General features: G+C 63.4%; 20 protein-coding genes and 6 tRNA genes. 16 read left to right on the top strand and 10 right to left on the bottom strand.

Annotation, left to right across the window (positions count from 1 at the left end; genetic code table 11):
• Positions 1-24: 24 nt before the first annotated feature.
• The 3 genes from CYJ17_RS07625 to CYJ17_RS07615 all read left to right on the top strand — a co-directional run bounded on the left by CYJ17_RS07625 (position 25) and on the right by CYJ17_RS07615 (position 3608).
• Positions 25-219 carry a DUF7455 domain-containing protein gene (locus tag CYJ17_RS07625; protein WP_026428827.1) on the top strand — a complete coding sequence of 65 codons (195 nt, stop codon included), beginning with the start codon at positions 25-27 and terminating at the stop codon, positions 217-219.
• Between the two features lie 175 nt (positions 220-394).
• The gene (locus CYJ17_RS07620; RefSeq protein WP_087070684.1) at positions 395-2518 is read left to right on the top strand and encodes a DNA gyrase/topoisomerase IV subunit B; all 2124 of its coding nucleotides are present in this window, start codon (positions 395-397) and stop codon (positions 2516-2518) included.
• A gap of 55 nt (positions 2519-2573) precedes the next feature.
• Complete coding sequence (locus CYJ17_RS07615; protein ID WP_087070685.1) at positions 2574-3608, top strand: hypothetical protein; 1035 nt, start codon at positions 2574-2576, stop codon at positions 3606-3608.
• On the opposite strand, the gene CYJ17_RS07610 is transcribed toward CYJ17_RS07615, so the two are convergent.
• Positions 3605-6037 carry a DNA gyrase/topoisomerase IV subunit A gene (locus CYJ17_RS07610; RefSeq protein ID WP_101595521.1) on the bottom strand — a complete coding sequence of 811 codons (2433 nt, stop codon included), beginning with the start codon at positions 6035-6037 and terminating at the stop codon, positions 3605-3607. The two genes, CYJ17_RS07615 and CYJ17_RS07610, sit on opposite strands and share 4 nt — an antisense overlap.
• A 77-nt stretch (positions 6038-6114) precedes the next feature.
• Here CYJ17_RS07610 and CYJ17_RS07605 point away from each other — a divergent pair, with 77 nt between their 5' ends.
• Positions 6115-7263 (top strand): alkaline phosphatase family protein, encoded by a 1149-nt coding sequence (locus CYJ17_RS07605; RefSeq protein WP_087070686.1) that lies wholly within the window; start codon positions 6115-6117, stop codon positions 7261-7263.
• Between the two features lie 10 nt (positions 7264-7273).
• Here CYJ17_RS07605 and sepH read toward each other — a convergent pair whose 3' ends face one another.
• The gene (gene sepH / locus CYJ17_RS07600; RefSeq protein WP_087070687.1) at positions 7274-8524 is read right to left on the bottom strand and encodes a septation protein SepH; all 1251 of its coding nucleotides are present in this window, start codon (positions 8522-8524) and stop codon (positions 7274-7276) included.
• 225 nt (positions 8525-8749) lie between these two features.
• Between sepH and CYJ17_RS07595 the strand changes: the two genes are divergently transcribed.
• From CYJ17_RS07595 to CYJ17_RS07580, 4 genes are all read left to right on the top strand, one after another.
• Positions 8750-9049, top strand: a complete 300-nt coding sequence (locus CYJ17_RS07595) for a DUF4193 domain-containing protein (protein WP_016442648.1) — start codon at positions 8750-8752, stop codon at positions 9047-9049.
• Between the two features lie 182 nt (positions 9050-9231).
• Positions 9232-9993: a DUF3710 domain-containing protein gene (locus tag CYJ17_RS07590; RefSeq protein WP_087070688.1), complete on the top strand. Its 762-nt coding sequence runs from the start codon at positions 9232-9234 to the stop codon at positions 9991-9993.
• A 22-nt stretch (positions 9994-10015) separates the two neighbouring features.
• Positions 10016-10267 (top strand): hypothetical protein, encoded by a 252-nt coding sequence (locus CYJ17_RS07585; protein WP_026428833.1) that lies wholly within the window; start codon positions 10016-10018, stop codon positions 10265-10267.
• 48 nt (positions 10268-10315) lie between these two features.
• Positions 10316-11014: a DUF3159 domain-containing protein gene (locus tag CYJ17_RS07580; protein ID WP_087070689.1), complete on the top strand. Its 699-nt coding sequence runs from the start codon at positions 10316-10318 to the stop codon at positions 11012-11014.
• Here the strand turns inward: CYJ17_RS07580 and CYJ17_RS07575 are convergent.
• Both CYJ17_RS07575 and CYJ17_RS07570 read right to left on the bottom strand, forming a co-directional pair.
• Positions 10966-11691 carry a potassium channel family protein gene (locus CYJ17_RS07575; protein WP_087070690.1) on the bottom strand — a complete coding sequence of 242 codons (726 nt, stop codon included), beginning with the start codon at positions 11689-11691 and terminating at the stop codon, positions 10966-10968. The genes CYJ17_RS07580 and CYJ17_RS07575 overlap by 49 nt on opposite strands.
• Complete coding sequence (locus CYJ17_RS07570) at positions 11688-12335, bottom strand: potassium channel family protein (RefSeq protein ID WP_035276902.1); 648 nt, start codon at positions 12333-12335, stop codon at positions 11688-11690. Before CYJ17_RS07570 ends, CYJ17_RS07575 begins: the two co-directional genes overlap by 4 nt.
• Before the next feature lie 51 nt (positions 12336-12386).
• Between CYJ17_RS07570 and CYJ17_RS07565 the strand changes: the two genes are divergently transcribed.
• Together CYJ17_RS07565 and CYJ17_RS07560 are read left to right on the top strand one after the other, a co-directional pair.
• Positions 12387-14174, top strand: coding sequence for an APC family permease (locus CYJ17_RS07565; RefSeq protein ID WP_143231875.1), 1788 nt, complete (start codon positions 12387-12389; stop codon positions 14172-14174).
• Positions 14171-15439, top strand: coding sequence for a class I SAM-dependent RNA methyltransferase (locus tag CYJ17_RS07560; protein ID WP_087070691.1), 1269 nt, complete (start codon positions 14171-14173; stop codon positions 15437-15439). The genes CYJ17_RS07565 and CYJ17_RS07560 overlap by 4 nt, the downstream gene beginning before the upstream one ends.
• A gap of 6 nt (positions 15440-15445) precedes the next feature.
• On the opposite strand, the gene CYJ17_RS07555 is transcribed toward CYJ17_RS07560, so the two are convergent.
• Both CYJ17_RS07555 and CYJ17_RS07550 read right to left on the bottom strand, forming a co-directional pair.
• Positions 15446-16660, bottom strand: a complete 1215-nt coding sequence (locus CYJ17_RS07555; protein ID WP_087070692.1) for an HRDC domain-containing protein — start codon at positions 16658-16660, stop codon at positions 15446-15448.
• Between the two features lie 102 nt (positions 16661-16762).
• Complete coding sequence (locus tag CYJ17_RS07550) at positions 16763-17335, bottom strand: DUF3000 domain-containing protein (protein ID WP_087070693.1); 573 nt, start codon at positions 17333-17335, stop codon at positions 16763-16765.
• A 60-nt stretch (positions 17336-17395) separates the two neighbouring features.
• On the opposite strand from CYJ17_RS07550, the gene CYJ17_RS07545 reads away from it, so the two are divergent.
• Entirely contained in the window at positions 17396-18445 is a 1050-nt protein-coding gene (locus CYJ17_RS07545) for a lipid II:glycine glycyltransferase FemX (protein WP_087070694.1), read from the top strand.
• Here the strand turns inward: CYJ17_RS07545 and treZ are convergent.
• The 4 genes from treZ to CYJ17_RS07525 all read right to left on the bottom strand — a co-directional run bounded on the left by treZ (position 18360) and on the right by CYJ17_RS07525 (position 25171).
• Complete coding sequence (treZ, locus tag CYJ17_RS07540) at positions 18360-20306, bottom strand: malto-oligosyltrehalose trehalohydrolase (RefSeq protein ID WP_087070695.1); 1947 nt, start codon at positions 20304-20306, stop codon at positions 18360-18362. The two genes, CYJ17_RS07545 and treZ, sit on opposite strands and share 86 nt — an antisense overlap.
• Positions 20306-22876 (bottom strand): malto-oligosyltrehalose synthase, encoded by a 2571-nt coding sequence (gene treY, locus CYJ17_RS07535; protein WP_234984494.1) that lies wholly within the window; start codon positions 22874-22876, stop codon positions 20306-20308. Before treY ends, treZ begins: the two co-directional genes overlap by 1 nt.
• Complete coding sequence (gene glgX, locus CYJ17_RS07530; protein ID WP_087070696.1) at positions 22873-25047, bottom strand: glycogen debranching protein GlgX; 2175 nt, start codon at positions 25045-25047, stop codon at positions 22873-22875. The genes treY and glgX overlap by 4 nt, the downstream gene beginning before the upstream one ends.
• Before the next feature lie 52 nt (positions 25048-25099).
• A tRNA-Val gene (locus CYJ17_RS07525) sits at positions 25100-25171 on the bottom strand.
• A 213-nt stretch (positions 25172-25384) separates the two neighbouring features.
• Between CYJ17_RS07525 and CYJ17_RS07520 the strand changes: the two genes are divergently transcribed.
• From CYJ17_RS07520 to CYJ17_RS07500, 5 genes are all read left to right on the top strand, one after another.
• Positions 25385-25457, top strand: a tRNA-Gly gene (locus tag CYJ17_RS07520).
• Positions 25458-25515: 58 nt separating this feature from the next.
• Positions 25516-25586: transfer RNA gene (locus CYJ17_RS07515), tRNA-Cys, on the top strand.
• Between the two features lie 4 nt (positions 25587-25590).
• Positions 25591-25665 (top strand) — tRNA-Val (locus CYJ17_RS07510).
• Between the two features lie 71 nt (positions 25666-25736).
• Positions 25737-25809 (top strand) — tRNA-Gly (locus tag CYJ17_RS07505).
• Position 25810: 1 nt separating this feature from the next.
• Positions 25811-25885: transfer RNA gene (locus tag CYJ17_RS07500), tRNA-Val, on the top strand.
• Positions 25886-26051: the final 166 nt, after the last annotated feature.

The raw sequence follows: 26051 nt of genomic DNA, 5'->3' as shown, positions 1-26051 counted from the left end.
GCCCTTTTATGCTTTGATAGGTATGTGAGTACTACATTGACTGAATTAGCTCCCTTGACCGCGCAGGATCGTTGCGATGCCTGCGGAGCCCAGGCTTACGTTCGGGTACGCCTGCCTTATGGAGAACTTTTCTTCTGCGGCCATCATGCTTCCCAGCACCTCGATAAGCTGCGTGAAGATGCCCTTGAGATTCAAGACGAACGCGAAAATATCGCCTAGCTTCGCTTCGATCTCACCACCAGCGGCCCACCCGGGCCGCTTTTGAGTTAATGTGCCCCGCTGGGATTGGTGTGAACCGTGGGATTCACACACTCTCACGCACTTTCACGCACTTTCACATACATTCACGCGCGCCGCGCAGGCTCGCGAACAGCCGTTCGCGTAAACTACCGGTGTGTCAACTTCCGAAGAATACTCAGCTCGTCACCTCCAAGTCCTCGAAGGCCTGGAAGCCGTGCGCAAACGCCCCGGCATGTACATCGGCTCCACGGATTCACGCGGACTCATGCACTGCCTCTGGGAAATCATCGACAACGGCATTGACGAAGCCCTGGAAGGATTCGCCACCCATATCACCGTCACCCTCTACGCTGACGGTTCGGTTGAGGTAACCGACGACGGCCGCGGCGTCCCCGTGGATACCGTCCCCGGGGTGGGACTTTCCGGCGTGGAAGTTGTGTACACCCGCCTGCACGCCGGCGGGAAATTCGGCGGGGGATCCTATTCCGCTTCCGGCGGCCTCCACGGAGTGGGTGCTTCGGTGGTCAATGCCCTTTCCGCCCGTATGGACGTGAAAGTTCGGCGCGGCGGCAAGATTTACCAGATGCAATTCAAGCGCGGGGAACCCGGGCGTTTCCAGGATGGTGCCCAGCCCTCCCCGGAAGCACCTTTCGAAGCTTTCACCCACGGCAGCGAACTTGACATAGTCGGAAAAGTCGCGAAGAAAAACACCGGAACATCCGTGCGTTACTGGGCTGACCCCCAGATTTTCCTGGCCGAAGCAGAATTCTCCTATGACCTGCTTACCGAACGGGTACGCCAATCCGCGTTCCTGGTGCCCGGCCTGACCATCACCATTCGTGATGAGCGCGGCTTGGCGGGCACTCCGGGGGAGAACGGTCCCCATGAGGAAGTGTTCCACTACGAGGGCGGCGTTGTCGATTTTGCGGACTACCTGGCTACCGATCCGGCACTCACCGCCACCATGCACCTCACGGGTAGCGAAACGTTCACCGAAAACGTGCAGGTGCTCGACCCGGAAAGCGGGCATTTGCGCGCCCAGGAAGTTGAACGCACCTGCGAAGTGGATGTGGCCCTACGCTGGGGGACCGGATATGACACCACCACGGAATCCTTCGTTAATATTATTCGCACCCCCGGGGGAGGGGCGCATCAGAGCGGCTTCGAACAGGGCGTGGTGAAAACCCTGCGCGCCCTGATCGACACCAATTCGCGGCGCCTCAAGCTCACCGCCAAAGATGCCAAAATCGAAAAAGACGATATTTTGGCCGGGATGACCGCGGTTGTCACGGTCCGGCTAGCCGAACCCCAATTCGAGGGGCAAACGAAGGAGATCCTGGGGACGGCGGCAGTGCGCCCCATCGTGGCGCGCGTCGTCGCCGCACAACTCCACAGTATCCTGGCGTCCACGAAACGCGACCAAAAAACCGAAACCTCGCGGCTCCTCGAAAAAATCGTGGCGGAAATGCGGGCTCGGGTGGCTGCGCGTGTCCATAAGGAAATCTCGCGGCGCAAAAACGCGCTCGAAAATTCGACCCTGCCCGCCAAGCTCGCCGATTGCCGCAGCGATGATATTGAGCACACCGAACTTTTTATCGTCGAGGGGGATTCGGCGCTGGGCACCGCGAAACTGGCGCGTTCTTCGGAATTCCAGGCGCTGCTACCCATCCGCGGCAAGATTCTTAATGTGCAGCGCGCCTCGCCCGCGGATATTCTGCGCAACCAGGAAGTTTCTTCCATTATTCAGGTGGTGGGGGCCGGCTCCGGGCGCACGTTTGACCTCGCGGCAGCGCGCTACGGGAAAATTATTATGATGACGGACGCGGACGTGGACGGCGCCCATATCCGCACCCTCCTGCTCACCCTGTTCTTCCGCTATATGCGTCCCCTCGTGGAAGCCGGGCGGGTTTTCGCCGCGGTGCCGCCGCTGCACCGCATCGAAGTGGCCGGCCGCGGCGGGAAAAAGGGATCGTATATTTATACCTATTCCGAAGAGGAATTGCATCGGGAACTCAAGAAGCTCGAACGCGCCGGGAAAACCTATAAGGAACCCATCCAGCGCTACAAGGGCCTGGGGGAGATGGACGCGCACCAGCTCGCGGAAACCACCATGGATCCGGCCCACCGCACCCTGCGGCGCATCCGGATCGAGGACGAAGCCGCGCTGCGGGAAGCCGAGTCCGTTTTTGAGGTGCTCATGGGTAACGAGGTGGCTCCGCGCCGCGAATTTATTGTCGAAGGCGCCGAGCATATTTCCTACGACAAGATCGATGCCTAAGTTACCCGGCCCGCGCTTCGCTACACTTGAGAGTCATACCCGTAAAGGAGGGCTCATGGGTAACGGCGCGATACGGTGGAGCGATCTCACGGCGGCGGATGCCCGCGCGATTTTCACGCTGCTGGACACCCACCAAAGCGCCGTGAACTCCAGTTTCCGCACCTCGCGCGAAGAAATCGACCTCATGTTTGAGCCCTCGGTTCCGCATAGCGTTTTCGGGTGGTACGACGACGCAGCACCGGGCCAGCGCCTCCTCGCCTTCGGTATTGTGCGCCTTTACGATGCGCGCACCGCGCATCCCACGGTCACGCTCTCGGCCAGCGTGCACCCCGAGCTCAGCCCGGAAGTGTGTGAACAGGCCGCCCGCGAGGTGCTTGACGAACAATTACGCCGCGCCCCGGCCCTGGCGGCCGGCACCCTCCACCCGGTGGCCGTGGCGAATGTGGAAAGTTGGGATCCGGAACGGGGCCGGGCCCTGGCGGCCGCCGGTTTCACCGACCGGCTCTCCTACCTGCAAATGCGCCGCCCGCTCACGCGCGGGCCGCTGCCCCTGCCCGCTTCCGCGCATACGGATAATAGCGGTGTGGAGCTGGTTCCCCTCACCCCGGATCGGGACGACGCCGCGCTTCTCGCCCACAATTCCTTTTACGCAGATAAATTGAATTACCCGATTTACACCCGGGAGCAGTGGCGCATCGAATGTGCTTTTATGCGCCGGGAATGGAGTTTCCTGGCGGTGGATACCCGCGGGGATCGGCCCCGGGTACTCGGGTGCATTATGACCGCCGCCTATGAACAGGACTGGCCCGGCCTGGGATTCCGGGAGGGTTATGTTGATGAGCTCGCGGTGCGGGCCGAAAGTCCGGACGGGGTCAATGCCCGCCTGCTGGCCGCCAGTATTGCCGCCCAGGCGCATAGCGGCATGGATGCCACCACGCTGGATCTCACCGTCCACTACGAGCCGGACGGCAGCCGCCTGACTCCCGAAAGCGCGGCGCGCCTGAGCCTGTATGAAAGCTTCGGTTTCGAGGTTACTGAACGCACCCGGGTGGTGCACCACCCGCTTCCGGATCTTCCGGCGCGCGGCTAGCTTCCGATAGCCGCCACCGGGACCGTCAGGGCGCTGCCCGAAGCATCCCGCTTTTCTTCAACCTCGGGCAGCTCAACGGGCTGGCCGGAGGCCGTGATGGCGCGCAGCGGCTCCGGGCCGATAGCGGCCACCGCCAACATATTTTCCCCGCGCAGGAAACGCTGAGCGCGCACCCCGCCCGTACCCCGGCCCTTCGCCGGGAAACGATCCAGCGGCGTCACCTTCGCGCTGCCAGGTTCGGTACCCGGGAGCGCCTGCGCATTCGAGGCAATCGTGGCCACCAGGGAACCTGCAAGATCATCACCGGGCACCACCCCGAGGGCAATCACCTGGGCGCCTTCCGCGCAGCGAATCCCGGCAATACCCTGCCCTGCCCGGCCCTGCGGGCGCACCAGTGATGCCTCAAAGCGCAATAATTGCGCATCGCTCGTCATGAGCACCACCTGATCGGTATCGCCGGCAAGGGCGCAGCCCACCACGCTATCGCCCTCGGCCAGGGTTATAACCTCCCAGCTTTCCTTATTCGGGTACGCGCCGTTCACCCGTTTAATCCGCCCGTGCGCGGTGGCCAGGGTGAGAACCGGATCGCCCTCAGCGGCGGTAAGCGGGGCCAGCCCGATCACGCGCTCCCCGGAATCCAGAGAAATCAGATCCACTATCGGGGTGCCCCCGGCCAGCGAGGGAGCCCCCGCGGTATCGGGAAGCGCCGGGACGGTGAGCACATCCAGGTCGATCATGCGCCCGTGGCTGGTCACCACCCCGATATGCCCGCGGGCCGTGGCAGCAACTCGCGAAATAATCGCATCGTGGGCCCGGCGCGGGCCGCTGCGCTCGGGAGCATCGCCGCCCGCGGTGCGCGCCACCAGCCCCGTTCCCGAGAGCAGCACCCAGGTCGGATCATCGGAAACTTCCAGGGGGAGAGCAGCCGGTGCCGCCGCGCTGGCCGCCCCATCCGATTCCAACAGCACGGTGCGCCGCGGGGTCCCGAACTGCTGGGCCACCTCCGTCATCTCGGAAGCCACAACCTCCCGCAGCCGCTCGGGCGAACCGAGGATTTCTTCCAGTTCCGCGATGGTGCGCTCGAGCTCTTCGCGGCGCCCTTCCAGCTCAATCTGGGAGTACTTGGTGAGGCGGCGCAGCCGCAGCTCCAAAATATAATCGGCCTGTGCCTCGGACAGATCAAAAACAGCGATGAGCCGCTCGCGGGCCGCCGCGGTATCCTCCGAAGAACGAATAACCGCGATTACCTCATCAATATTGAGGACGGCGATGAGTAAGCCTTCCACCAGGTGCAAATCATATTGCGCTGCCCGTAAACGGTGCTCACTGCGCCGGCGCGTCACCGTGATGCGATGCTTAATCCACACCCGCAGCAGTTCCAGCAGCCCCAGGGTTTGCGGCTGACCATCAACCAAAGCCACATTATTAATCCCGAAAGAATCCTCGAGCGGAGTGTGCTGGTAGAGCTGGGCGAGCACCGCCTCGGGGTGGAACCCATTTTTTACTTCGACGACGAGCCGCATGCCATGGTGCCGGTCGGTCAGGTTTTGGACCCCGGAGACCCCCTGAATTTTCTTGGCGTTAACGGCATCCTTGAGCTTGTCAATGATCTTTTCCGGACCCACAAGATAGGGCAATTCTGTAATAACAATGCCGCGCTTACGGGCGCTGATTTTTTCGATGCGCGCCGTCGCCCTGGTACGGAAAATACCGCGCCCGGTTTCGTACGCCTCCCGGATGCCCTCCAAACCAATAATTTTGCCGCCTTCGGGCAGGTCCGGGCCGGGGATAAAACGCATAATATCTTCGAGGCTCGCATCCGGGTGGCGCAGCAGGTGCTTCGCCCCGTTAATAACCTCAATAAGATTATGCGGCGGAATATTCGTCGCCATTCCCACCGCGATGCCGGAGGAACCATTGACCAGCAGATTCGGGATGGCGGCCGGGAGCACCTCGGGTTGCTGGAGGGTGTTGTCGTAATTGGGGACCATATCGACGACGTCCTCGTCCAGCGAAGAAATCATCGCCATGGCCGGGGCCGCCAGGCGTGCCTCGGTATAGCGCGAGGCAGCTGGCCCGTCGTCGAGCGAACCGAAATTACCGTGCCCGTCCACCAGCGGCAAGCGCATGGTAAAAGGCTGGGCGAGGCGCACCATCGCGTCATAAATAGCGGTATCACCGTGCGGGTGGAGGCGCCCCATCACATCACCCACCACGCGCGAAGACTTCACGTGAGCGCGGTCGGGGCGCAGGCCCATCTGCCCCATCTGGAAGAGAATACGGCGCTGCACCGGCTTGAGACCGTCGCGAGCATCGGGGAGGGCACGCGCGTAAATCACCGAGTAGGAGTACTCGAGGAAGGAGGTGCGCATCTCCTCCGACACGTTAATATCGACGATATGTTCCGCGGGACTCGTATTCTTGGGCATTGCTCAATTATCCCGCTTTTTGGCCGCGCGCGGGGCGGCGGCGCAGGAGTGTCGAGGCGGAAAGTAGACTGAGAGGCATGACTGAGCTTCCTGTGCTGCCCGCCGCGCGCTCGCTGCGCGCCGTCCTGGGTGAATGTTTAGCCGCCTGCGGGGTGCTGCCCGAAATGGAATCCGCGGCGGCGGAAACGGAGCGGGCTGGCGTGCTGGACTTGCCGCGTGCCAGCCGGGTCTGCCTCGTCCTCGTGGATGGGTTAGGGGCGGAAAATCTGGCGGCGCGCATTGGCCACGCGCCCACTCTGCGCGCTCTCACCGCGCGCGAACCGCTCACCTCCACCGCGCCATCCACCACCGCGGCCGCCCTCACCACGCTGGGTACCGGGGAACTCCCCGGGCGCACCGCGATGCTGTCCTACTCCCTGCGCTCCCCGCGCACCGGCCGCAATTTCTCCCTAATTAGCTGGGAGGATAGCGGGCTCAATCCGGAAGAATGGCAGCCGTTCCCCACCTGGGCGCAGCGCCTGGAAGCCGCCCGGCCCGGCATAGCCAAGCAGCTAGGGGCCATCCAGGATCCGGACCATATCGGTTCGGGGCTAACCCGGGCCGCCTGGCGCGGCTTTACCGCGATCGGGGGCCCGGCCCTTGATGACCGGGTGCACCTAGCCGCGCGCTTCCTGCGGGAGGGCGGGCGTTTCGCCTACCTGTACTGGGGGGAAGTTGATCACCGCGGGCACCGCTGGGGAGCCACCAGCGAAGAATGGACCATGGCGCTCGAAGATCTGGACGCCGGAATCCGCCTGCTCACCCGGCTGCTTCCCCCGGATACCCTGCTGGTCCTCACCGCTGATCACGGCATGGTCGATCCGAGCGAGCGCATCGATGTAGCCACCACGCCGGCACTGAGCGAAGGCGTGGACCTGTATTCCGGGGAAGAACGCGCGGTGCATCTCTACACCCGGGAACCGGAAGCGGTCGCGGCACGCTGGCGGGACTACCTGGGGGAGCGCTCCTGGATCTACACAAAAAAGGAAGCCATCGCCACCGGTATGTTCGGGCCGGTCACCGCGCAGGCACGCGAAGCTATGGGCGATGTGCTCGCTTTCCAGCGCGGCCCCCTCAGCGTGGTTCACACCGGGCAGATGCAGCCGGGCGCCACCTTTATGCGTGGGGTCCACGGTTCGCTTACCCCCACGGAAATGCTGATTCCCCTGCTCCTGGAGCTCACGTAGCGCGCCTGAACTAGTCCTTTTTACCGAAGACGATCTCATCCCAGGACGGCATAGTGGGCCGATCCGTGCGCTTGCGCCCGCGCCGCGCCTCGGTAGCTGCCGGAGTGGCTTTCTCCGGTGCGCTAGCCGGGGCCGTTTTATCGGGCGCCGGTGTGGAGGCCGCCGTGGGTGCCGGCGCGGGAGCCGGACTCTCTATTGCTGTACCACTAGCCGCATCCGTACCGCTCGGTTCCGCGCCCGCACCGGAGACCGCCCCAGCACCCGCGTCAGAACCAGCACCCGCATCCGAACCGGAAGCCGGGCGAAGCACCGGGGCCGGTGCCAGCTCCTCGGGTTCCAGCAACGCCCGCTGGCCGGGCAGCTGCCCCTCGCGCGAGGGCAGGGAAACGATGGTGGCCGGAGCCCGCAGCTCCTCTTCATCTTCGGGAGCCCGATGCGCCCCATCCCATTCATCGGGATCAACATCATGATCGGCATCCGGCATGGGCCGTGACTTACCGCGCTGAGAATCCAGCGAGGCCAGCACCTCATCAATAGAGGCGCGCGCCGGGGGAGTATCCACCGCGTTCGGGAGGGCCGCCGCCGGGGAGGCCACCGCGGCGGGAACCGCCGCGGGCGTCGTCGTACCGGAAAAAACAGGATCCGCAGGTCCCGGCACCACCGCGGGGGTGTGATCCGGGCGCCACGGGCCGGCATCGGCCGTGAGGGAGGTCTCCGAAAGCCAGGAGGCCTCATCATTACGGGCCTGGAGAGTGTGGCGATCCGTATCAATAAACCAGCGGGCCTCGTGCTCGCGGCCGGCGGAGATAAACCGCACAATCAGCGCCCAGGGCTGCCCGGCCTCACGCACCGCATCCCACGTAATCGACGCGGTATCCACATCGCGGGCAACCAGCCGCGATGTGACGAGTTCTTCAACTGTGAAACCTCCCACATCGCGCCCGAGGGTGTAGTTCCGGGCCTGCGCCGCGGTGTAGTTACGCTCGGCAATAATGGGGTGAGCCAGGGCGGAGATACGCGAAGGAGGCAGCGCGGCCATCTCGGAAATGTCATCAACGCTGCGGCCGGCCCGCACCAAAGCTTGGATTTCGCGCGGCCCCATCGGAGTGATCTCCTCGTCCGGAGCGCTGGGATGGGGATCCTTACGCAGGGCCGCCCGCAGATCATCAGTGACGGGCAGCAGGTAGCGATTGCCCTCCTCATCATTAAGCGTGAGGTTGTGACCGTCGGGTTGCAAGCCGAGCAGCTCCAGCTTTTTCATCTCTTCCCTTACTCTTGGTACCACTCTTAGGGTGCCACCTCCGGGCCCGAAAAGCAGGCATTGGGCGCGGGTGTGTTTCCATGTGGCGCGGGTGCTGTTACACTAAGCGCGCAGTACCACCCGTCAGGACCATACGCGAGGGCGGAAAGATCCGTTTCTCGCGGGTGGACGCCGGTTCGTGCGGAATCCACCGCATGGACCCCGGCACTTTTGGAGAGTGACTTTATGGCAACAGATTACGATGCTCCGCGCAAGCAAGACGAGGAGCTCCGCGAGGATTCCTTCGAGCAGCTCGCCGGGCGGCGCTCGGATCAGCAATCCGGTGCGGTCGATGAGGACGAGGTCGAAGCGGCCGAGGGCTTTGAGCTGCCCGGCGCGGACCTGTCCAATGTTGAGCTATCCGTCAATGTGATTCCGGCCCAGGATGATGAATTCACCTGCTCGCAGTGCTTCCTGGTTCACCACCGCTCCCAATTGGATCACGTGGAAGATGGCCTACCCGTCTGCGTGGATTGCGCGGGCTAGCGAGAAACGAGCTCGCGTGCGGCGGTTACGTTTGCGGCACGCGAAGAAGAAGTACGACGACGCCGCGGCCCACGGGCCGCGGTATCTCACTACAGTGCATCCCTACGGTGGGTGCATTCCACGAGGGTGAGCTCCCTCAGTAGACTAGAGGGAATGAAGGAATCGGGACGAGGAGTATAAGCATGGCATGGTTCTCACGGCGGAAGAAAAACGAGGCCCCGGCATCGCAGCCGGACGAACGTGACGAAGCCGGCCAGGACCTCGCCGCGGATAACTCCGGCGTGGCGGATGGCGCTGCCTGCAATGCTGATGCCGGTAGCGTAGATGCCGGCAATGCCGCGGCCGGCCCGAAGGCACGCGGCCCCTATGATGAATCGGAAGCTCCGGAGAATCCCGCGCTTATTGACGGCGGGGCCCTGCGCCTGCCGATCCTGCCCGATGCCACCATGCAATTCTCGGTTGATCGCGAACGCCAGGTCGTGCTTGGCGTGGTCTACATGATGGGCGATTCCGCGGTGCAATTACAGGTTTTCGCCGCCCCGAAATCCACCGGTCTGTGGGAGGACATCCGCGTAGAAGTTATCTCTTCCATCGCCAACCAGGGCGGGCGCTTCCAGGAAGCCGAAGGGGAGTACGGCCCGGAAATTCAAGCCCAGATGCCCGCGGAGAACGGCCGGGTGCCGGTGCGCTTCATCGGTATTGACGGCCCGCGCTGGCTGCTGCGGGTAGCCGTGACCGGGCGCGGGGCGGTAGACCCAGCTCGCGGCACCGAAGTACTCCACCGCGTTCTCGATGATCTGGTGGTGGTGCGCGGCACTCAGGCCATCCCGCCGCGTGAATTGCTTCCCCTCGCCCTTCCCCAGCAGGGCGAACCGGAACCCGAAACGCCGGATACCGGCATTGAGCTGCCCAAGCGCGGCCCGGAAATCCAAGAGATCCGCTAGTTAGCTCGATAGTTAGGTACCTATGGCTACGCCGGTGTGGGTGACGGGGGATATTATCGCCATCACGTACCCGGGCGCCCCCGGCGGAAACGGGGCACATACCCCGGAGGTGCGCATCGCCGTGGAAACCACCGCGGGGCTCCTCACCCTTATTTTCCAAGGGCGGCGCACCATCGATTGCGTGCGAGTCGGGGACCGCATTCGCGCCCGGGTGGTGCCATTGCGGCGCCGGGGCGTGCTGGTAGCATATAACCCGGAATATACGGTGCTTTAGCGAGTACCCTCGCATCCGTACCGCCCACGTCACAAGCCGGGAGGACCCATGGAAACCACCACACCCGGCGGCGGCCTGCGCGCGGTACTCGGGGAAGAATTCGACGCCTGGAAAGCTATTGGCGGGGTGCGCGGCGTTATCGAAGCCAATGTTCCCGCCCTCGTTTTTGTCATTATTTATTTGGCCACCCGCAATATTCCCCTGGCGGTGCTCGTACCCCTGGGCATGGCGATCCTGGCCATCCTGGTGCGGCTCATCCAACGCATTGACGTGATGCCGGCCCTCGGCGGGCTCTTCGTGGTGGGAATCTCCGCCTTCTTCGCCTGGCGATCCGGGCGCGCGGAAACCTATTTCCTCCCCGGCTTCCTCACCAACGCCGCCTACGCGGTAGGCGTAACGATTTCCCTCCTCATCCGGCGGCCCATCATGGGCTATATCATCGGGATGCTGCGCGGGGATATTGCCAGCTGGCGCAGCGCCACCCACCCGGCCGCCCGGCTCACCTACCGGCGCTACACCCGCATTACGTGGCTGTGGCTCGCCATGTTCGCTGGCCGCGTCGTCGTACAATTACCCTTCTTTATCAGCGGTAATACCGCGGCGCTAGGCGTTATCAAAATTATTGCCGGGCCGGTGCTGTTCTGCCTGGTCCTGTGGGCCACCTGGCTACTGGTGCGCGGTCTACCGCCCGCCAGTACCTACCTGGAGCCTTCCGAATCCGCGGCGGATTCCCCCTCCGTATCCTGAGCGGGAGCCACCGGGCGGGGCCGGAAATAGTTCTTGAGGGCGGACATATTCACATCGTCCCCGCCGTCAATAAGGAGCACCTGGTCATCCACGTCCACGATGAGATCGGCATCGGCCGTGAGGGGCACGCCGTCGCGAATAATAGCGTTAATGGCGACCCCGGCAGGAAGCTCAATATCACTAATGGCGCTGCCTACCACCGGGGCCTCGGCGGATACCGAAACCTGCCACAGGCTCGCCCCGCTGCGGTGGAAACGCATGACCTGGGTGAGGGAGCCATCCGAGACCGCATCCTCCACCAGGGAAGCCATAATGCGCGGGGTGGATACGGTCACGTCCACGCCCCAGGCGTCGGTGAAAAGCCATTCATTACGTGGGTTATTCACGCGCGCGATGGTGCGGGCGATCCCGAACTCGGTTTTCGCCAGCAAGGACACCACCAGATTCACTTTGTCATCCCCGGTGGCGCAGACGATAATATCCGCCTCCGCGGCGCCCGCCTCGCGCAGCGCGGGAACTTCGCAGGCATCGGCCAGGTGCCAATCCGCATCCGAAGCGCTCGAAATGCGCATAGCGGAAGGCTTCTTATCCACAATCGAAATGGAATGCTCGGATTTGAGGAGTTCGCGGGCCACCGACACCCCGACCGCGCCGGCCCCAATAATGAGAATATTCACTGCGCACCTTCCGATTTGAGCAGCACGTGTTGCACGCCGGAAGCATTCTCAGAAGCGACGAGCACTTTGAGGGTGTCCCCGTCCTGGATCACGGTGTCGCTATGGGGGAGGAGCCCGGCCAGACTGCGGATAATATAGGCGACCCGCGCCCCGGTTTCCTCTTCCACATCCGCCACGGTGCGCCCGAACCAGCGCCGATCCACCGCCACCTCAATAAGGGAAATCCGGGCGAGGGGATCACGGAATTCGTGGTGGGGGCCCAGCGGGATGAGCTCGCGCAGCACCCGGTCCGCCGTCCAGCGCACCGGGGCCACCGTGGCGATTCCGAGCCGTTCGTAGATAATCGCACGGGTCGGGTCATAGACCCGCGCCACCACATTGGTGAGCCCGAATGTTTCGCGCGCCACCCGGGCGGCGATGATATTCGAGTTATCGCCTGAGGAAACGGCGGCGAAGCCGGCGGCGTCGTCGATATTCGCGCGCGCTAACACATCACGGTCGAAACCCACGCCGGTGATCTGCTGCCCCGGGAAATCTTCGGGGAGCTTGCGGAAAGCTTCGGCGTCCTGGTCGATAATGGCCACCGAATGGCCGATGGCGGAAAGCGAGAGCGCCAGCGCGGCACCCACGCGCCCGCATCCCATAATTACGAAGTGCACTACATTACGCTACCGCAAAGCGGGTACCGTATCCTAGTGATGAGAAAATTATCCTTCCTGGGGATGTCCCAGTACGTGGGCGCGGCCACCTGCGTGTGCCTGGCGGTGGTACTCCTCCCGCGCAGTATTCAACGCGGGGCGCCTTTCGCGAACCCCACCCTCGTGGGTGCGATGGCGCTGGCGGGAGCCGCGGTGCTCGCGCTCGTGGTGGCGGCCACCATCGCCGCCTCCCGCGTGGTGCCCGGAAAAGCCGCCCACCAGGTGGTTTCCCGCTATATCTCCCCGGCTTTCGGCACCGTTGCCGCCGCCGCGCGCTTCGCCGCGTTCGCGCTGCTGCTGGTGCTGGCCGCCGGGCTGGTGGGCATGGCGGTCAATGCCCTCACCCCGCTGGCGGTGGACGGGCGGCTCATCCAAATCCCGCTGGTGGTGGTGTGTGCCCTGCCCGCGCTGGTGCACTGGCGCCTGCCCCTGGCGGGGGCGCTGCTCGCCGTGCTGGCGGCGAGCGGGGTGATTATCGCAACCCTGGTGACCGGGCTGGTGCGCGAGGCCCGCGGCACCGTCTCCCTCGCCGATCTCATCACGAACCGCGCCGAAGAACTCCCCGGCTCCCAAGCCATCCACCCGCTCGGAAATACCTTCGTTATTATGTGCTTCCTGGCCGCGGTGGTGCTGCTGGTGGGCGGGCGCATCGGCACCGGACGGGAACGTTTCCTAGGGCCGCGCGCCCTGAGCACCATTGCCGGCATCGCCGCGGTGGTGCTCTCGGGCACCTTCTACCTGGAAATGCGCCTGGATATTCTCACGGTCCCGGTAGGCCTGCCGAGCATCGTCATGGGCACCGCGTTCTGGGGGAGTACCGGGCGTATTATCACCGCGATTGCTTTCGGTTTCCTGGGTTTGATCTGCGTTTTCGTGGTGTACGAACGCCTCCCGCGCCTATTGCGGGAACTTGCTTTCGACGGCGCCCTGCCCGCTCGCCTGGCCGCCCCGGAAGCTTCCCGGGCCCGCAGCGGCGTGGTCTTGCTAGTGGCGGTCCTTGCCGGCGCCCTCGGGGTATTTTTATCGACGACGCACGCCGGCGTCGTCGCCCTTGTCTTTGTATGTTTCCTTATCTTCACGCTCCATTGCGCGGCTCTCTCCCTGCGCGGCGGGCAGATTCTCAAAACTTCGGAGCGGCGGGAAGAACGCCGGGCCGCGCATGCTTCGCGCTGGGGTTTCGCTTTCTTCGCGCTGGCGGGATTCCTTGTTTTGCTCGTCACGGTGGCCATGCAGCCGGCCTGGACGCTGACCTCGCTGGCGGCGGTGGCGGTGCCCACGGCGGGGATGCTCATCGCTCAGCGCGGGCGCGGAAAAATGAGCGCCCACCTCAAACCGCTGGACCTGGGGGCCGGGCGGCGCCTACCGGTCCGCACCCACGCCGTGGTGCTAGTTCAAGAACTCAATTTGCCGACCCTGCGGGCGGTCACCTACGCGCGGGCGCTGCGCCCCTCCACCCTCACTGCCCTCACCGTGGACCTGAGTGAAAGCCGTACCGCTGCGCTGCGCGCCGCCTGGAGCCAATCCCAATTACCGGTGGGATTGACGGTGCTGGGCAATCCCACCAGCGGGGCGCGCGGGCCGCTGGTGGACTATATTCGTTTCCTTCTCGATACCCACCCGCAGGATATTGTGCTGGTTATCGCCCCGAAGGTGGTCTCCACCACCCTGTGGCATCGGGTGTACCTGCGCCGTTCCGTGCCCGCGCTTTTCGCTGACCTGTCCTATGACTCGCGCCTCATGCTGGTGCAAGTTCCCTACCAAATCCATTCGGGAGAAGACCTGTGACCACCCCTGCTGCTCAAGCTCATCATTCGACCGTCGATATCACCCTGGAGGATATCGGCCACGGCGGTATTGCCATCGGGCGCGCCGAAGGCAAAGCAATCCTGGCTCGCTTCGGGTTGCCCGGGGAACACGTGCGGGTAGCGCTCACCGAGGAACGCGCCCGTTTCGCCCGCGGGGATGTGATTGAGGTGCTCGGCGAGCCCTCGCCCTACCGCCAAGCCCATCCCTGGCCAGAAGCCGGGCCCGGGGGCGTGGGCGGCGCGGACCTGGGGCACGTGATCTTCGACTACCAGCACGAGTGGAAAACCCAGGTGCTCGCCGCCACGCTGCGCCGCATCGGCGGGCAGGCACTCAGCGATCACCTGGCGGAGCAGGGCATTATTCCCGAGGTCACCGCCCTGGAATCCGACCGCGCCAGCGGCGGCTGGGCGAGCCGCACCCGCATCGACGTAACCGTGAGCACGGGGCGCTTCGGAATGTTCCGCGAAGGTAGCCGCGAAGGTCTCCCCATTACCTCCATGCCCCTCGCGGTGCAGGAGATTGAGGAGCTGGGCCTATGGGACGGCAGCTACCTCACTCGTTTGGCGCGCAGTATCGGCCCGCTGCGCGAGGGCCAACGGGTGCGTATCCTCGCCCCCTCAGCCAGCCCGGTGGCAGTAAGCATCGGCGGGCGCACCTTCGACGCGACCGGTGCGGAATGCTCCCCCTTCGCGCGCGAAGAAGTCTCGGTGGGAGAGAACAGCTACCGCTACCGGGTACGGGCCTCCGGTTTTTGGCAGGTCCACCGCGAAGCACCGGCCACCCTCATCGACCTGGTGACCCGCGCGGCTGAGGTTGAACCCGGCGACCATATCCTCGAACTCTACGCGGGAGCCGGGCTGCTCACCGTGCCGCTGGCCCGCGCCACCGGGCCAACCGGCCGGGTGGAAAGCCTTGAGGGTGCGCGTACCGCGGTGGAAGACGCCCGGGCGAACCTGCGGGGCTACCCGTGGGCACGTGCCCGCACCGCCGCTATTTCGGTACGGAATATTAGCGACGCCGATATTCTCCTCGCCGATCCTCCCCGGAGCGGATTGGGAATCGCGGCGGCCCGGGCCGCCGCAGCCAGCCGCGCCCGCCGGATCGTCCTGGTGTCCTGCGATCCGGCCGCGCTGGCCCGCGATGTGGCCGCCATGGTGGAGTCCGGGCGGAGCGTGGAGTCCATGCGCGCCGTCGATCTTTTCCCCAATACCCACCATTTCGAAGTGGTGACGGCGCTGCGCTAGGCAGTTTTAGCGCACCGCGGCGGCAATCCAGGTGGCGGTATTCTCCACCTGCCAGGGGCGGGCTCCCAGCTCAGCTAGCGCATCGCCAATGGCGGGAGCGGTGCGCGCTACCCGGTGGCGCAAGAGGCGCGCCAGTTCGCGCTGCACGGCCGGTTTGAGAAGCACATCGTGGCGGATTCCCAGCTCCGCCGCGCGTTCCTGAACGGCGCCGCGCACGTGATCGAGCAGGTGTGGAATGCCGCGCTCAGCGCGCCGAGCGGGGCGGGCCGGTGCCGGTTCGGGAAGTTCGGAACTCGGCAGCGCCCAGGCCTTCGCTACCGCCTGCCACAGGGCCGGCGCCAAGTACTGTTTGCCCCCGCTGCGCAGCGGCCGGGCGGTACGCACATCGGCCAGGGAGCGCGGGCGGCGCCGCGCGAGGGCCGCGATATCGGCGCGGGAGAGCACCAGGTCGGGGGCGGTATCGGTGGTTTGCGCGATACGATCCCGCGCCTGCCACAGGGCCCGAACCAGGGCAAGATCACGCCGGGAAGAGAAATCTTGGCGGTGGGTGGCGCGCCGCCACGGCTCCGCGGGGGCGGCTTTGGGTGGCCGAGTGCGGATCTCTTCAAATTCTTGGGCCGCCCACTCCAGGCGCCCGGCCCGCTCCAGGCGCTCAAGCTGCACCTCGCGCAGAGGCGCGAGCAATTCCACATCGAGGGCGGCATAGGAACGCAGCTCATCGGCGAGCGGGCGTTCGGACCAATCCGCCTGCGAATGCTCTTTCGCCAGGAGCAACCCCAGATTCTCCGCCAGCTGAGCCTGTAAGGAGATATGTTCATCGCCCAACAGCAGCGCGGCCACCTCGGTATCGAAAAGCTTGCCGGGCCCCGGGCGCAAACCGAGTTCCCCCAGGGAGGGCAAATCCTGATCGGCGGCGTGCAAAATCCACACGGTATCGTCAAGAATCCCGGCCAGCTCCGGGTAATATTCTTCATTTCCCACCGGATCACACAGCAGGGTTCCGGAACCTTCGCGGCGCAGTTGAATCAGGTAGGCCCGGGCCGAATAGCGGATACCCATGGCGCGTTCCACATCCACGGCCACGGGGCCACTCCCGCGCCGCAGCCTCGTGAGCGCGGGGCGATAGGCGGAGCCGGTGGTGAGCGGCGGGATACCTTCGCGCGGGGTATCCACATGAATCAGGGTGGGATCCTCGCTCCAGCGAATAGAAGAAGACGTCATAACCTCACAACTGCTCAGACTAGGGGCCGCGGTTAATACTAGCGGGCATACGCAGGTGCGGGGCTGCCACGCGCAGGGCGCCACCTCCTAGCGGGAGTGCCCCTAGCGGGCTGGCAGCGCCGTCGTTCCTTCCGGAGCTAAACCGCAAGCGAGCGCGATAAAATCCGCCCACGCCCGCACGTGGTGATAAAGATCGGGGCTGCTCGGGGTCCAGGAAGCCCGCAATTCCAGTTCGGTGAGGGAGGAGGAAAGCTCCAGCCCGCCGAAAGTTTCGTTATACATGCGGGTGACGGTACCGACCAGGTGGTGGTAATCAGCGCCGTGCGCATCCAGGGTATCGGCCAGCCACGCCCAGGCAACTTCGCCGAGCAGCGGATCGCCAGCCATGGCCGCGTCCATCGGCGCCCCCATATGGCACACAATCCGGAAGGTTCCGTGCCAGGCCTCCTGACCGGCCGGGTCGTGGAGTACCACGAAGCGGGCTCCGCCGCGATAGCTTTCCGGCTCCATCGCCGTCGAATCATTAATCTCAGCCTGCAGCGCAACAGCCCACGGAGCAATGCGTTTCGGGGGCGGTATCTGCACGATGTGCAGCTCGGGACGAAACTCGTGTCCGCGCAGGCTATCGAGCGCGGTGAGGAAGTCCTCGGGTGCATGAATCTGAGACACGCTCATTACCGTAATGCGCCCGCGCGCGGGTTTTAGCCAGGCGCGCCGCGCAGGTAGGATGGCGGCATGTCTACACTCTCGCTGTCGCGGATCGATGACACCACCTACCTGGAGCTGGCTGCCGGCCACGGCCTGCCCCTCGAGCAGCTGCCCGCCTGGGACCGCTACGAGGATGCCCTGCCCGGCCACGCACCGTTCGGGCGTTTCCTGTGGCGCGATAGCGCAGGTGCACCGCGTGCCCTTATTTCTCTGACCCGGATGGAAGGGCGCGGTTTCACTTACCTGTGGGCGAAAAAAGGCCCGGTGTGGCTCGGGGAACGGCCCGCGGCGGCGGAAGAACTGGAGTTCCGGACCGCGCTGGCGCGGCTGGTGCGGGGCGCGGATCGCAGCCTCGCCTTCATGCGGATTCACGCCTGGCACCCGGCCCCGGATCTGCACGAATTACTGCAAACGGTCACCTATGATCGCACCGTTATGGTCGACGTCGCACGCCCGGATGCGGAGATCCGGGCGAGTTTCTCCAAGTCGGGGCGCCGCCAAGCACGCAAAGCCGAGGCAGAAGGCCTGGAATTTTGCGATGAAACGGAGCGGGCCCGGGAGGTTTTCCCGGAGCTGTACGCCATTCTCACCGAAACGGCCACCCGGGATGATTTCGGGGCGGCACCCATGAGCCAATACGTGACCATGCTGGAATCCCTGGGTCCGGACCACGCCCGGCTTTTCGTGGCGCGTGCGGAGGGGCGGGCGCTGGCCTGGCAGATCGTGCTGGCTACCGATGACCTCGGGGAAGCCTATTACGCGGCAACCAGTGCGGAGGCTCGCCAGCGCCACGCCTCCATGTTCATGGATCTGCACACCATAACGTGGCTGCGGGAAACCGGGCGGAAAGCTTATGACCTGATGGGGGTGCATTCGGAGCGCGCCCCGCAATTAGAAGGCGTGACCGGCTACAAACAAAAATTCGCTGCCGAGTTCACCGAGGTGGCCGGTGCCTGGGACGTGCCGCTGCGCCCGCGCTACTATCGCGGTCTCAAGCTGGCGCTGCGCGCCAAACGCTCCGCGGTGGGTGCGGTTCGGACTGCCCGGGGCCGCCTGGGCCGGCGCGGTAGGGGCTGAGCACCGCGAAACCGGGCCCGGAAAAATCAACATAGGATTCGGCCACGCTCACGCTGCCCCAGGTGAGGAGTGTATGCAGATGGCCCGCCTCGGGCGGCAGCTGCATCCGGGTTGGATGCGCAGCAGCGGCGGCCGTTTCTTCCGCTTGTGTTTCCGCTTGTGTTTCATCTTGTTTATTGGCGGTTGTTTCGGCGGGGAGCGGGTCGGCCGCGCCTATATGGAAAACCACGAAGCTGGCTCCGCGCCGGTAATATCCCGCCTCACCCAGGCGCACGATCTCCGAATCCTCCCGGTTGGGGGAAGAAAAATCTGGGTGCTCGCGCCGTAGCCGCAGGAGCTCCCGGGTCGCCTCGAGATAGCGAGCATGGGAGGGCTCCTCGAGTTCCGCCCAGTCCAGGTGCGAGCGCGTGAACGTAGAAAGCGCCTGGGGTGGGGGAATCTGGCCGGCGTGCTCACCCCAATTCCAGTCACGAAATTCCGCAATCCGCCCCGCATCCACACGTTCCCCTAGCTCCGGAGTGTGATCGGTGAAGAATTGGAAGGGCGCGGAAGCACTCCACTCCTGACCCATAAAGAGAAGAGGCGTGAAGGGGGAGAGCAGCATGAGCGCATCAGCAACAAGGGTGTGTTCTGCACTCACAATAGAGGAGCGGCGGTCACCCAGGGCTCGGTTACCCACCTGGTCATGGTTTTCGGTGTAGGCGAGGAAACGGCGCGAATCGAGGGCAGCGGGTACCGGTGCGCCCCAGTTCTGCTTGCGGAAACTAGAGAAATTACCGTCGTGCACGAAGACACGGCGCATGGCCTTTTCCAGGGCTCCGGGAAGCGCAAAATCCCCGTAATAGGCGAAATCTTCCCCGGTCACATAGACATGCAGGGCATGGTGAATATCATCAGCCCACTGCATATCCATACCGTAGCCTCCCGCCCTTGTGGGGCGCAGCATCCTCACATCATTGAGATCGGATTCTGCCACGAGGGCGATATGCCGGCCGGTTTCCGCGGCGAAAGCCGCGGCGGCGTCGGATAATTCCGCGAGAATGTGTTTACTGGAGCGGTCGCGGATAGCGTGGACGGCGTCAAGCCGAAAAATATCCACGTGGTAATCGCGGGCCCACTGGAGCATATTGTCAATAAAATAACGCCGCACCGGGCCGGAATCCGGGCCGTCCACGTTCACACCCGGGCCCCACACCGAAGAATAGCGATCCGTGGTGTAGGGGCCGAACTCAGCTAAGAAATTCCCGTCGGGCCCGAAATGGTTATAGACCACGTCTAGGCATATCGCCAGGCCAGCGCGGTGTGCGGCCTCGACGAAACGCGCGAAACCCGCCGGACCACCGTAATTTTCGGTGACCGCATAGATATCCACGCCGTCATAGCCCCAATTACGGGTGCCGGGCACCGGGCAAATCGGCATAACCTCCACGATATCCACCCCGAGCTCGCGCAGGTACCCGAATTTTTGCGCCGCCGCATCGAAAGTGCCCTCCGGAGTGAAGGTGCCAATATGCATTTCGTAAAAGACCTTGCCGAGCGGATCCACCCCGGGGAAAGGCGACAACTCGAAGGCATCGAGATCAATAATTTCGGAAGGGCCCATGACTCCTTCGGGCTGGCGCCGGGTGCGCGGATCGGGCAGGCCCATCCCGCCATCCAGACTGATGCGGTAGCGGGTGCCGGCCGGCAGGGGAGTATCAAGGATCCACCATCCCGGCCCGCTGGCCAGGGCCGCGCCGTCGCGCCCCGCGCGCGCTGCCGCAATATCCGCGGCGGTGACCGGCCGGAAGGGGAGGAGCTCCCCGTCTACCAGGGCCTCAACGCTCGTACGGCCCGGCGCCCATACGCTCAGCGGTTCCATTAATCGGTGCTCCCTCCTGCGTCGGACCCGCAGGTATCAGCGCGAACGTACACCGCCACCGGCAGATTCGCGCAGGCATCACGAACAAAGAGCTGCGGCCCTTCGAGCTCTCCTTCCTCCAGCACACTGCGCCACCGCCCGGGCGGGAGCACAATATGCGCATCGCCCCAGCCCCCGGCCACCTCCTGGCGGTGCGTGAGGCGCGAGACTATCACGATCACATCCGGCTCCCCATCCAGGGTGCGGGTAAAAGCAAAAATATTTCCGGTGGTGGCGGCCAGCGGTTCGTAGCCCGAACGCAGCGAAACAAAAGGATCCGGGCGGTCCCGGCGCAGGCGCAGAAGGCGCGAGGTCACCCACATTTTTTCTTCATCGACGCTCGCCTGCGCGGGGAGCGCCCCGGCGCTATCCAGCTGCTCAAGCATGCTGGCGAGCCGCGGGTAATTCACCGGGCGGCGGTTATCCGGATCCACCAGCAGATTGCGGGTGATTTCCTCCCCTTGATAGGTATCGGGCACCCCGATCAGCGTGAGGGCCAGAACCTTCGCGGCGAGGATACGCGCGCGGCGTGCCGGGCGGGTATGTTCCCACCAGTCCGTGAGCTCCGCCACCGATTCCGGGGTGGAAATAACCGAGCGTGCATAGGCAAAAAGCCCGGTTTCCAGTGCTTCATCCGGCTCGGTCCACGTGGTCCACGATTTTTGTTCGCGAGCGGCCTTGCGCAGGTAGTCAATGAGGCGATCAGCTTCGATAGGCCCGTTATCCGTCCAGGTTCCCATAATTGTTTGCCACATGAGGTTCTCGATCTGGCCATCGAGTTCCGCCGGGCGGGAAGCGGCGTGCCGTTCGCGCAGCCGTTCCAGGAGCTCCAACCATTCGGTGGGGTAATCGGCCAGGGTGGCAATAGCGGCGCGGGTATCTTCCCCGCGTTTCGTATCATGGGTGGTGAGCGTGGTCATCATCACGGGCCAATCCGCCATCATCTGCCGGGTCCAGGTATGCAGCTCATCGGGGGTGAGCGATGCGCGCAGCGGATCGGATCCCACCTCCGTTGCCGAGGTAAGCGCGGTATAGCGATAAAAAGCGGTATCCTCCACGCCCTTGGCCATAACCGCTCCGCACACCTGCTGGAAGCGGATAATCGCCTCGTTTCGGGAAGCATCATGGCGTTTCGTTGCCGACCCGATTTCCCGCCCGAGCAAAATATCAACAACAACGTCCAGGGTTTCGCACCGGTCTTCGGAAAGCAGGCCCCGGGCGCGTTCGGCTGCTTCAAGCAGCGCAGTTTCAGCGCTGGCATGCGCTTTCTCCCCGGGAACTACGTAGGCCCGGTACCGGTCCATGCAGATGACGAGCGCGGAGACCGCATCGTACAAAGAGCGCTGGGAATGGTCCCGCAGGCGCAGATCATCGCGGCACACTTCCGCCATGAGCCGCGCCATCCGCTCCACTTCCGCCTGGAGGGAGGAATGCATAATCTGGCTTTTCGCCTCGCGCTCCAGAACCGGATACGGCTGGGTGGTATGGGATAGATGCACGAAATTCGCGGTGAGGGCACGCACTCCCTCCGGGTCGGTCAGCAGCGCCCCGATACGCCACGAAGCCTCATACCCGGTACACCCCGCGCACTTCCAATCCGAAGGCAACTTTTCGTTGCCCTCCAGGATTTTTTCCGCCACAATCCACGCCCCGCCGGTTGCTTCATGCAAACGCTCCATATACTGACGCGGATCGGCCAGCCCATCAGGATGATCAATACGGAAAGCATCAATGAAGCCGGCATGGAACAGCTCAAGCAGCAGCGCGTGGGAAGCCTGAAATACCTCCGGATCCTCCACCCGGATTCCGGCCAAGGTATCCACATCGAAGAACCGCCGGTAATTGAGTTCTTCCTCGGCGACCCGCCAATAGGCAAGCCGATAGTACTGGCGTTGTAGCAGTTCTGCCAGCGGCAGAAATTCGGTGCCTTTCCGGACCGGGTAAACGTGGTCATAGTAGCGCAAGACGGGAACTGCGCCTTCGCCCTCATAACCCGGTACGACGACGTGATCGAGGCTAATCGCCTCCCGGGCGAGCGCGGTACCCACCCGTTCGCCGAGCACCGGGATGAGGATCCCATCGTCGCTGGACTCCACGTCGATATCGAACCAGGAGGCATAGGGGGACTCGGGGCCGTCACGTAGCAGGGACCACATGGCGCGGTTGAGGTAGAGTGGGGTGGGCATGGCCATATGGTTAGGCACCACATCAACGACGATGCCGAGGCCGGCCGCGTGCGCGGCATTCGCAAAAGCCTCAAAACCGGCCCGCCCGCCCATCGGCTCGGAAATCCGGGTGTGATCCACCACGTCATAGCCGTGCGTGGAGCCCGGGGCGGCCTGGAGGATAGGGGAGCAGTACACATCGGTAATCCCGAGCTGCACCAGGTAGGGGAGCAGGGCGGTGGCATCCGCGAAGGTGAAGTGGGGACCGAGTTGCAGCCGATACGTGGACACGGGCTGGCGCCGCCCGGCGCTGGGCACGTGGGAACGTAGAGCTGGAATACTGGAGGTGTCAGTGATTGCGGTCATACTTTCGAGCTTAGCGCACGGCCTGCGGAGTTTTGGGCGCCGGCCAGGGCGTCGTCGATATCTTCCTCGGAGGGCTCATGCACGAAAACGCGCAGGGAGCGCCCGATCACGCTGGTGGTATCCCCGGAAGCGAAAACGATCTGGGGATTGACCTCCGCCGCGGTATTGACCACCTCCGTCCATTCGCGGTCGTAGACGCCGCCCGGGATGGCGAACTCAACTTCGTCGTCGCCAGCATTGAACATGAGGAGAACATCATCATCAATAATCGGGTTGCCGCGCTCATCGGGTTCGCGGATACCCGCGCCGTTGAGGAATACCATGAGGGCCCGCGCGAACCCGGAATCCCAATCGGAATCTTCCATCTGGCTAGAATCGGGACGGAACCATTCGATTTCCGGGAGGCAGCCTTCGCATACAGGATCGAAACCGGCCACGAAACGCCGGCGCCGGAACACCGGGTGATTCTTGCGGAAAGCGATAGCCGCCCGCGTGAATTGTAGAATATCCATCTGCCGATCATCGAGATCCCAATCCATCCACGCGATCTCATTGTCCTGGCAGTAGGTGTTGTTATTACCGCCCTGGGTGCGCCCAATTTCATCACCGTGGGAAATCATGGGAACGCCTTGGGAGAGCAGCAGGGTGGAGATGAAATTGCGGATTTGGCGTTCGCGCAGATCGAGGATTTCGGGATTATCCGTGGGGCCTTCTTCCCCGCAATTCCAGGAGCGGTTATTCGATTCGCCATCCGCGTTGTTTTCGCCATTGGCTTCATTGTGCTTCTCGTTATAAGAAACCAGATCGCGCATGGTGAAACCATCGTGGGCGGTCACGAAATTAATGGAGGCGAAGGGGCGGCGCCCGGAGGATTCATACAGGTCCGCGCTGCCCGTTAGGCGGGAGGCGAATTCCGGCAGGGCGGCCGGTTCCCCGCGCCAGAAATCACGCACGGTGTCACGGTACTTGCCGTTCCATTCCGTCCACAGCGGTGGGAAACCGCCCACCTGGTAGCCGCCTTCGCCCACATCCCAGGGTTCGGCAATGAGTTTGACCTGGGAAATGATGGGATCCTGCTGGATGATGTCAAAGAAGGAAGAAAGCTTATCCACCGCGTGGAGTTCGCGAGCCAGGGTGGAAGCCAAATCGAAACGGAAACCATCCACGTGCATTTCCGTCACCCAGTACCGCAATGAATCCATAATGAGTTGGAGGGTATGTGGGGAGGTCATATTCAAGGAGTTCCCGGTCCCTGTGGTATCGAAATAGTGCCGCGGGTCATCGGGGACCAGGCGGTAGTAGGAGCGATTATCAATACCCTTGAAGGATAGGGTGGGGCCCATGTGGTTCCCCTCCGCCGTGTGGTTGTACACCACGTCAAGGATGACCTCAATATCGGCTTCGTGGAAGGCCTTGACCATGGCCTTAAACTCATCGACTTGCTCCCCGCGCGAGCGGGTGGCGTAGCCATCATGGGGCGCGAAGAATCCGATGGTGTTATAACCCCAGTAATTGCTCAGGCCCCGATCCTGGAGCGAGGTGTCATTGATGAACTGGTGCACCGGCATGAGCTCAATAGCCGTCACCCCCAGGGAGGTGAAGTAATCGAGAACAGGCGGGTGGGTGAGGCCCTGGTAGGTACCGCGTAATTCTTCGGGAACGTCCGGGTGGCGCTGGGTGAAGCCCTTCACGTGCGTCTCATAAATAATGGTTTCGTTATATTCATGCTTGGGCGGGCGGTCATAGCCCCAATCGAAGTAGGGGCTGATAACCACGGAAACCGGCACGTGGCCGAGCGAATCCAAAGTGCACGGTTGTGAAGGATCGTTGAAGTCATAGGAAAAGACTTCCTGAGCATTGGTGATATTGCCTTCGATGGCTTTGGCGTAGGGATCCAGGAGGAACTTGGAAGGATCGCAGCGCAGCCCCTGGGCCGGATCGTAGGGACCGTAGACGCGGTATCCGTAACGCTGCCCGGGCCGAATTGAGGTGAGGTAACAATGCCAAACATTGGCATCAACTTCCCGCAGTTCCACGCGGGTTTCTTTGTTGTTATCGTCAAGTAGGCAGAGTTCGATTTTCTCAGCCACGGAGGAGTAAATCGCGAAATTCGTGCCGGTGCCGTCGAAAGTAGCGCCCAGCGGATACGGGTGTCCAGGCCAAATTCTCATACCTGAGTATCTCATACGAAAGTGGGAATCTACTGAAAATCTAGCGAGACGGTGGGCGATACTGGGTTCGAACCAGTGACCTCTTCGGTGTGAACGAAGCGCTCTACCACTGAGCTAATCGCCCGGGCGACCGTAACGGCCCGTGCATCACGCAAGCTTATAGGGGGTGGGCGGAGAAACTCAAATTTAACTAACGTGGTGTGCACCTCACTGCCCCGGTTTGACCGGGTGCGCGGAATGTCGCTATAGTTTTTCGATGTCATCGACGTCGCCGCGGCGGTTCCCGCCACGGTTAACCTGGCCAGCGCGGCTTGGTTAGTGATTGTTGATCGGCCACGCGGATGTAGCTCAGTTGGTAGAGCGCAACCTTGCCAAGGTTGAGGTCGCGGGTTCGAGCCCCGTCATCCGCTCGGATGTGAAGAAAGGCAAAGCGGCACACGTGCCCATATTCCTCTCACGTATCCGGACGGTGGGTTGGCCGAGAGGCGAGGCAACGGCCTGCAAAGCCGTGTACACGGGTTCGAATCCCGTACCCACCTCGCGGGGCGATTGGCGCAGCGGGAGCGCGCTTCCCTGACACGGAAGAGGTCACTGGTTCGATCCCAGTATCGCCCACCACTATTTCCTTGCAGCGCCATTTTGACCCGGCTCTCACGGTTGGGTAAACTAGTGGCTCGCTGTGAAACAGTGCGGATGTAGCTCAGTTGGTAGAGCGCAACCTTGCCAAGGTTGAGGTCGCGGGTTCGAGCCCCGTCATCCGCTCGGGCGATTGGCGCAGCGGGAGCGCGCTTCCCTGACACGGAAGAGGTCACTGGTTCGATCCCAGTATCGCCCACCATATTTATTCACCACCTATTGCACCCCGTACCACGCCCGCCCGGAATCAAGGTGCAACGGCAGCTACGTTAAGAAATTGTTTTGATGTCGTGGGGTTGCATCCTGTGAGGTCTGCTGTTGTGGACTTGCTTTTTGTAGGCACCACCGCTCACATCGTCCATACTTGT

This window comes from Actinotignum timonense (assembly GCF_002860685.3).
GTDB classification, from domain to species: Bacteria; Actinomycetota; Actinomycetes; order Actinomycetales; family Actinomycetaceae; genus Actinotignum; species Actinotignum timonense.
The sequence above is the reverse complement of the archived record's forward strand: the minus strand, read 5'-3'. Positions and strand labels throughout refer to the sequence as shown.

Bases quoted from the DNA above. Each gene is read 5' to 3' on its own strand.
- CYJ17_RS07595 (WP_016442648.1), top strand. From the start codon at position 8,750: ATGGCAACAGATTACGATGCTCCGCGCAAGCAAGACGAGGAGCTCCGC.
- CYJ17_RS07555 (WP_087070692.1), bottom strand. From the start codon at position 16,660: ATGACGTCTTCTTCTATTCGCTGGAGCGAGGATCCCACCCTGATTCAT.
- CYJ17_RS07585 (WP_026428833.1), top strand. From the start codon at position 10,016: ATGGCTACGCCGGTGTGGGTGACGGGGGATATTATCGCCATCACGTAC.
- sepH (WP_087070687.1), bottom strand. From the start codon at position 8,524: ATGAAAAAGCTGGAGCTGCTCGGCTTGCAACCCGACGGTCACAACCTC.
- treZ (WP_087070695.1), bottom strand. From the start codon at position 20,306: ATGGAACCGCTGAGCGTATGGGCGCCGGGCCGTACGAGCGTTGAGGCC.
- CYJ17_RS07615 (WP_087070685.1), top strand. From the start codon at position 2,574: ATGGGTAACGGCGCGATACGGTGGAGCGATCTCACGGCGGCGGATGCC.
- CYJ17_RS07570 (WP_035276902.1), bottom strand. From the start codon at position 12,335: ATGGGATGCGGGCGCGTGGGTGCCGCGCTGGCGCTCTCGCTTTCCGCC.
- CYJ17_RS07605 (WP_087070686.1), top strand. From the start codon at position 6,115: ATGACTGAGCTTCCTGTGCTGCCCGCCGCGCGCTCGCTGCGCGCCGTC.
- CYJ17_RS07580 (WP_087070689.1), top strand. From the start codon at position 10,316: ATGGAAACCACCACACCCGGCGGCGGCCTGCGCGCGGTACTCGGGGAA.
- CYJ17_RS07590 (WP_087070688.1), top strand. From the start codon at position 9,232: ATGGCATGGTTCTCACGGCGGAAGAAAAACGAGGCCCCGGCATCGCAG.
- glgX (WP_087070696.1), bottom strand. From the start codon at position 25,047: ATGAGAATTTGGCCTGGACACCCGTATCCGCTGGGCGCTACTTTCGAC.
- CYJ17_RS07545 (WP_087070694.1), top strand. From the start codon at position 17,396: ATGTCTACACTCTCGCTGTCGCGGATCGATGACACCACCTACCTGGAG.
- treY (WP_234984494.1), bottom strand. From the start codon at position 22,876: ATGACCGCAATCACTGACACCTCCAGTATTCCAGCTCTACGTTCCCAC.
- CYJ17_RS07550 (WP_087070693.1), bottom strand. From the start codon at position 17,335: ATGAGCGTGTCTCAGATTCATGCACCCGAGGACTTCCTCACCGCGCTC.
- CYJ17_RS07610 (WP_101595521.1), bottom strand. From the start codon at position 6,037: ATGCCCAAGAATACGAGTCCCGCGGAACATATCGTCGATATTAACGTG.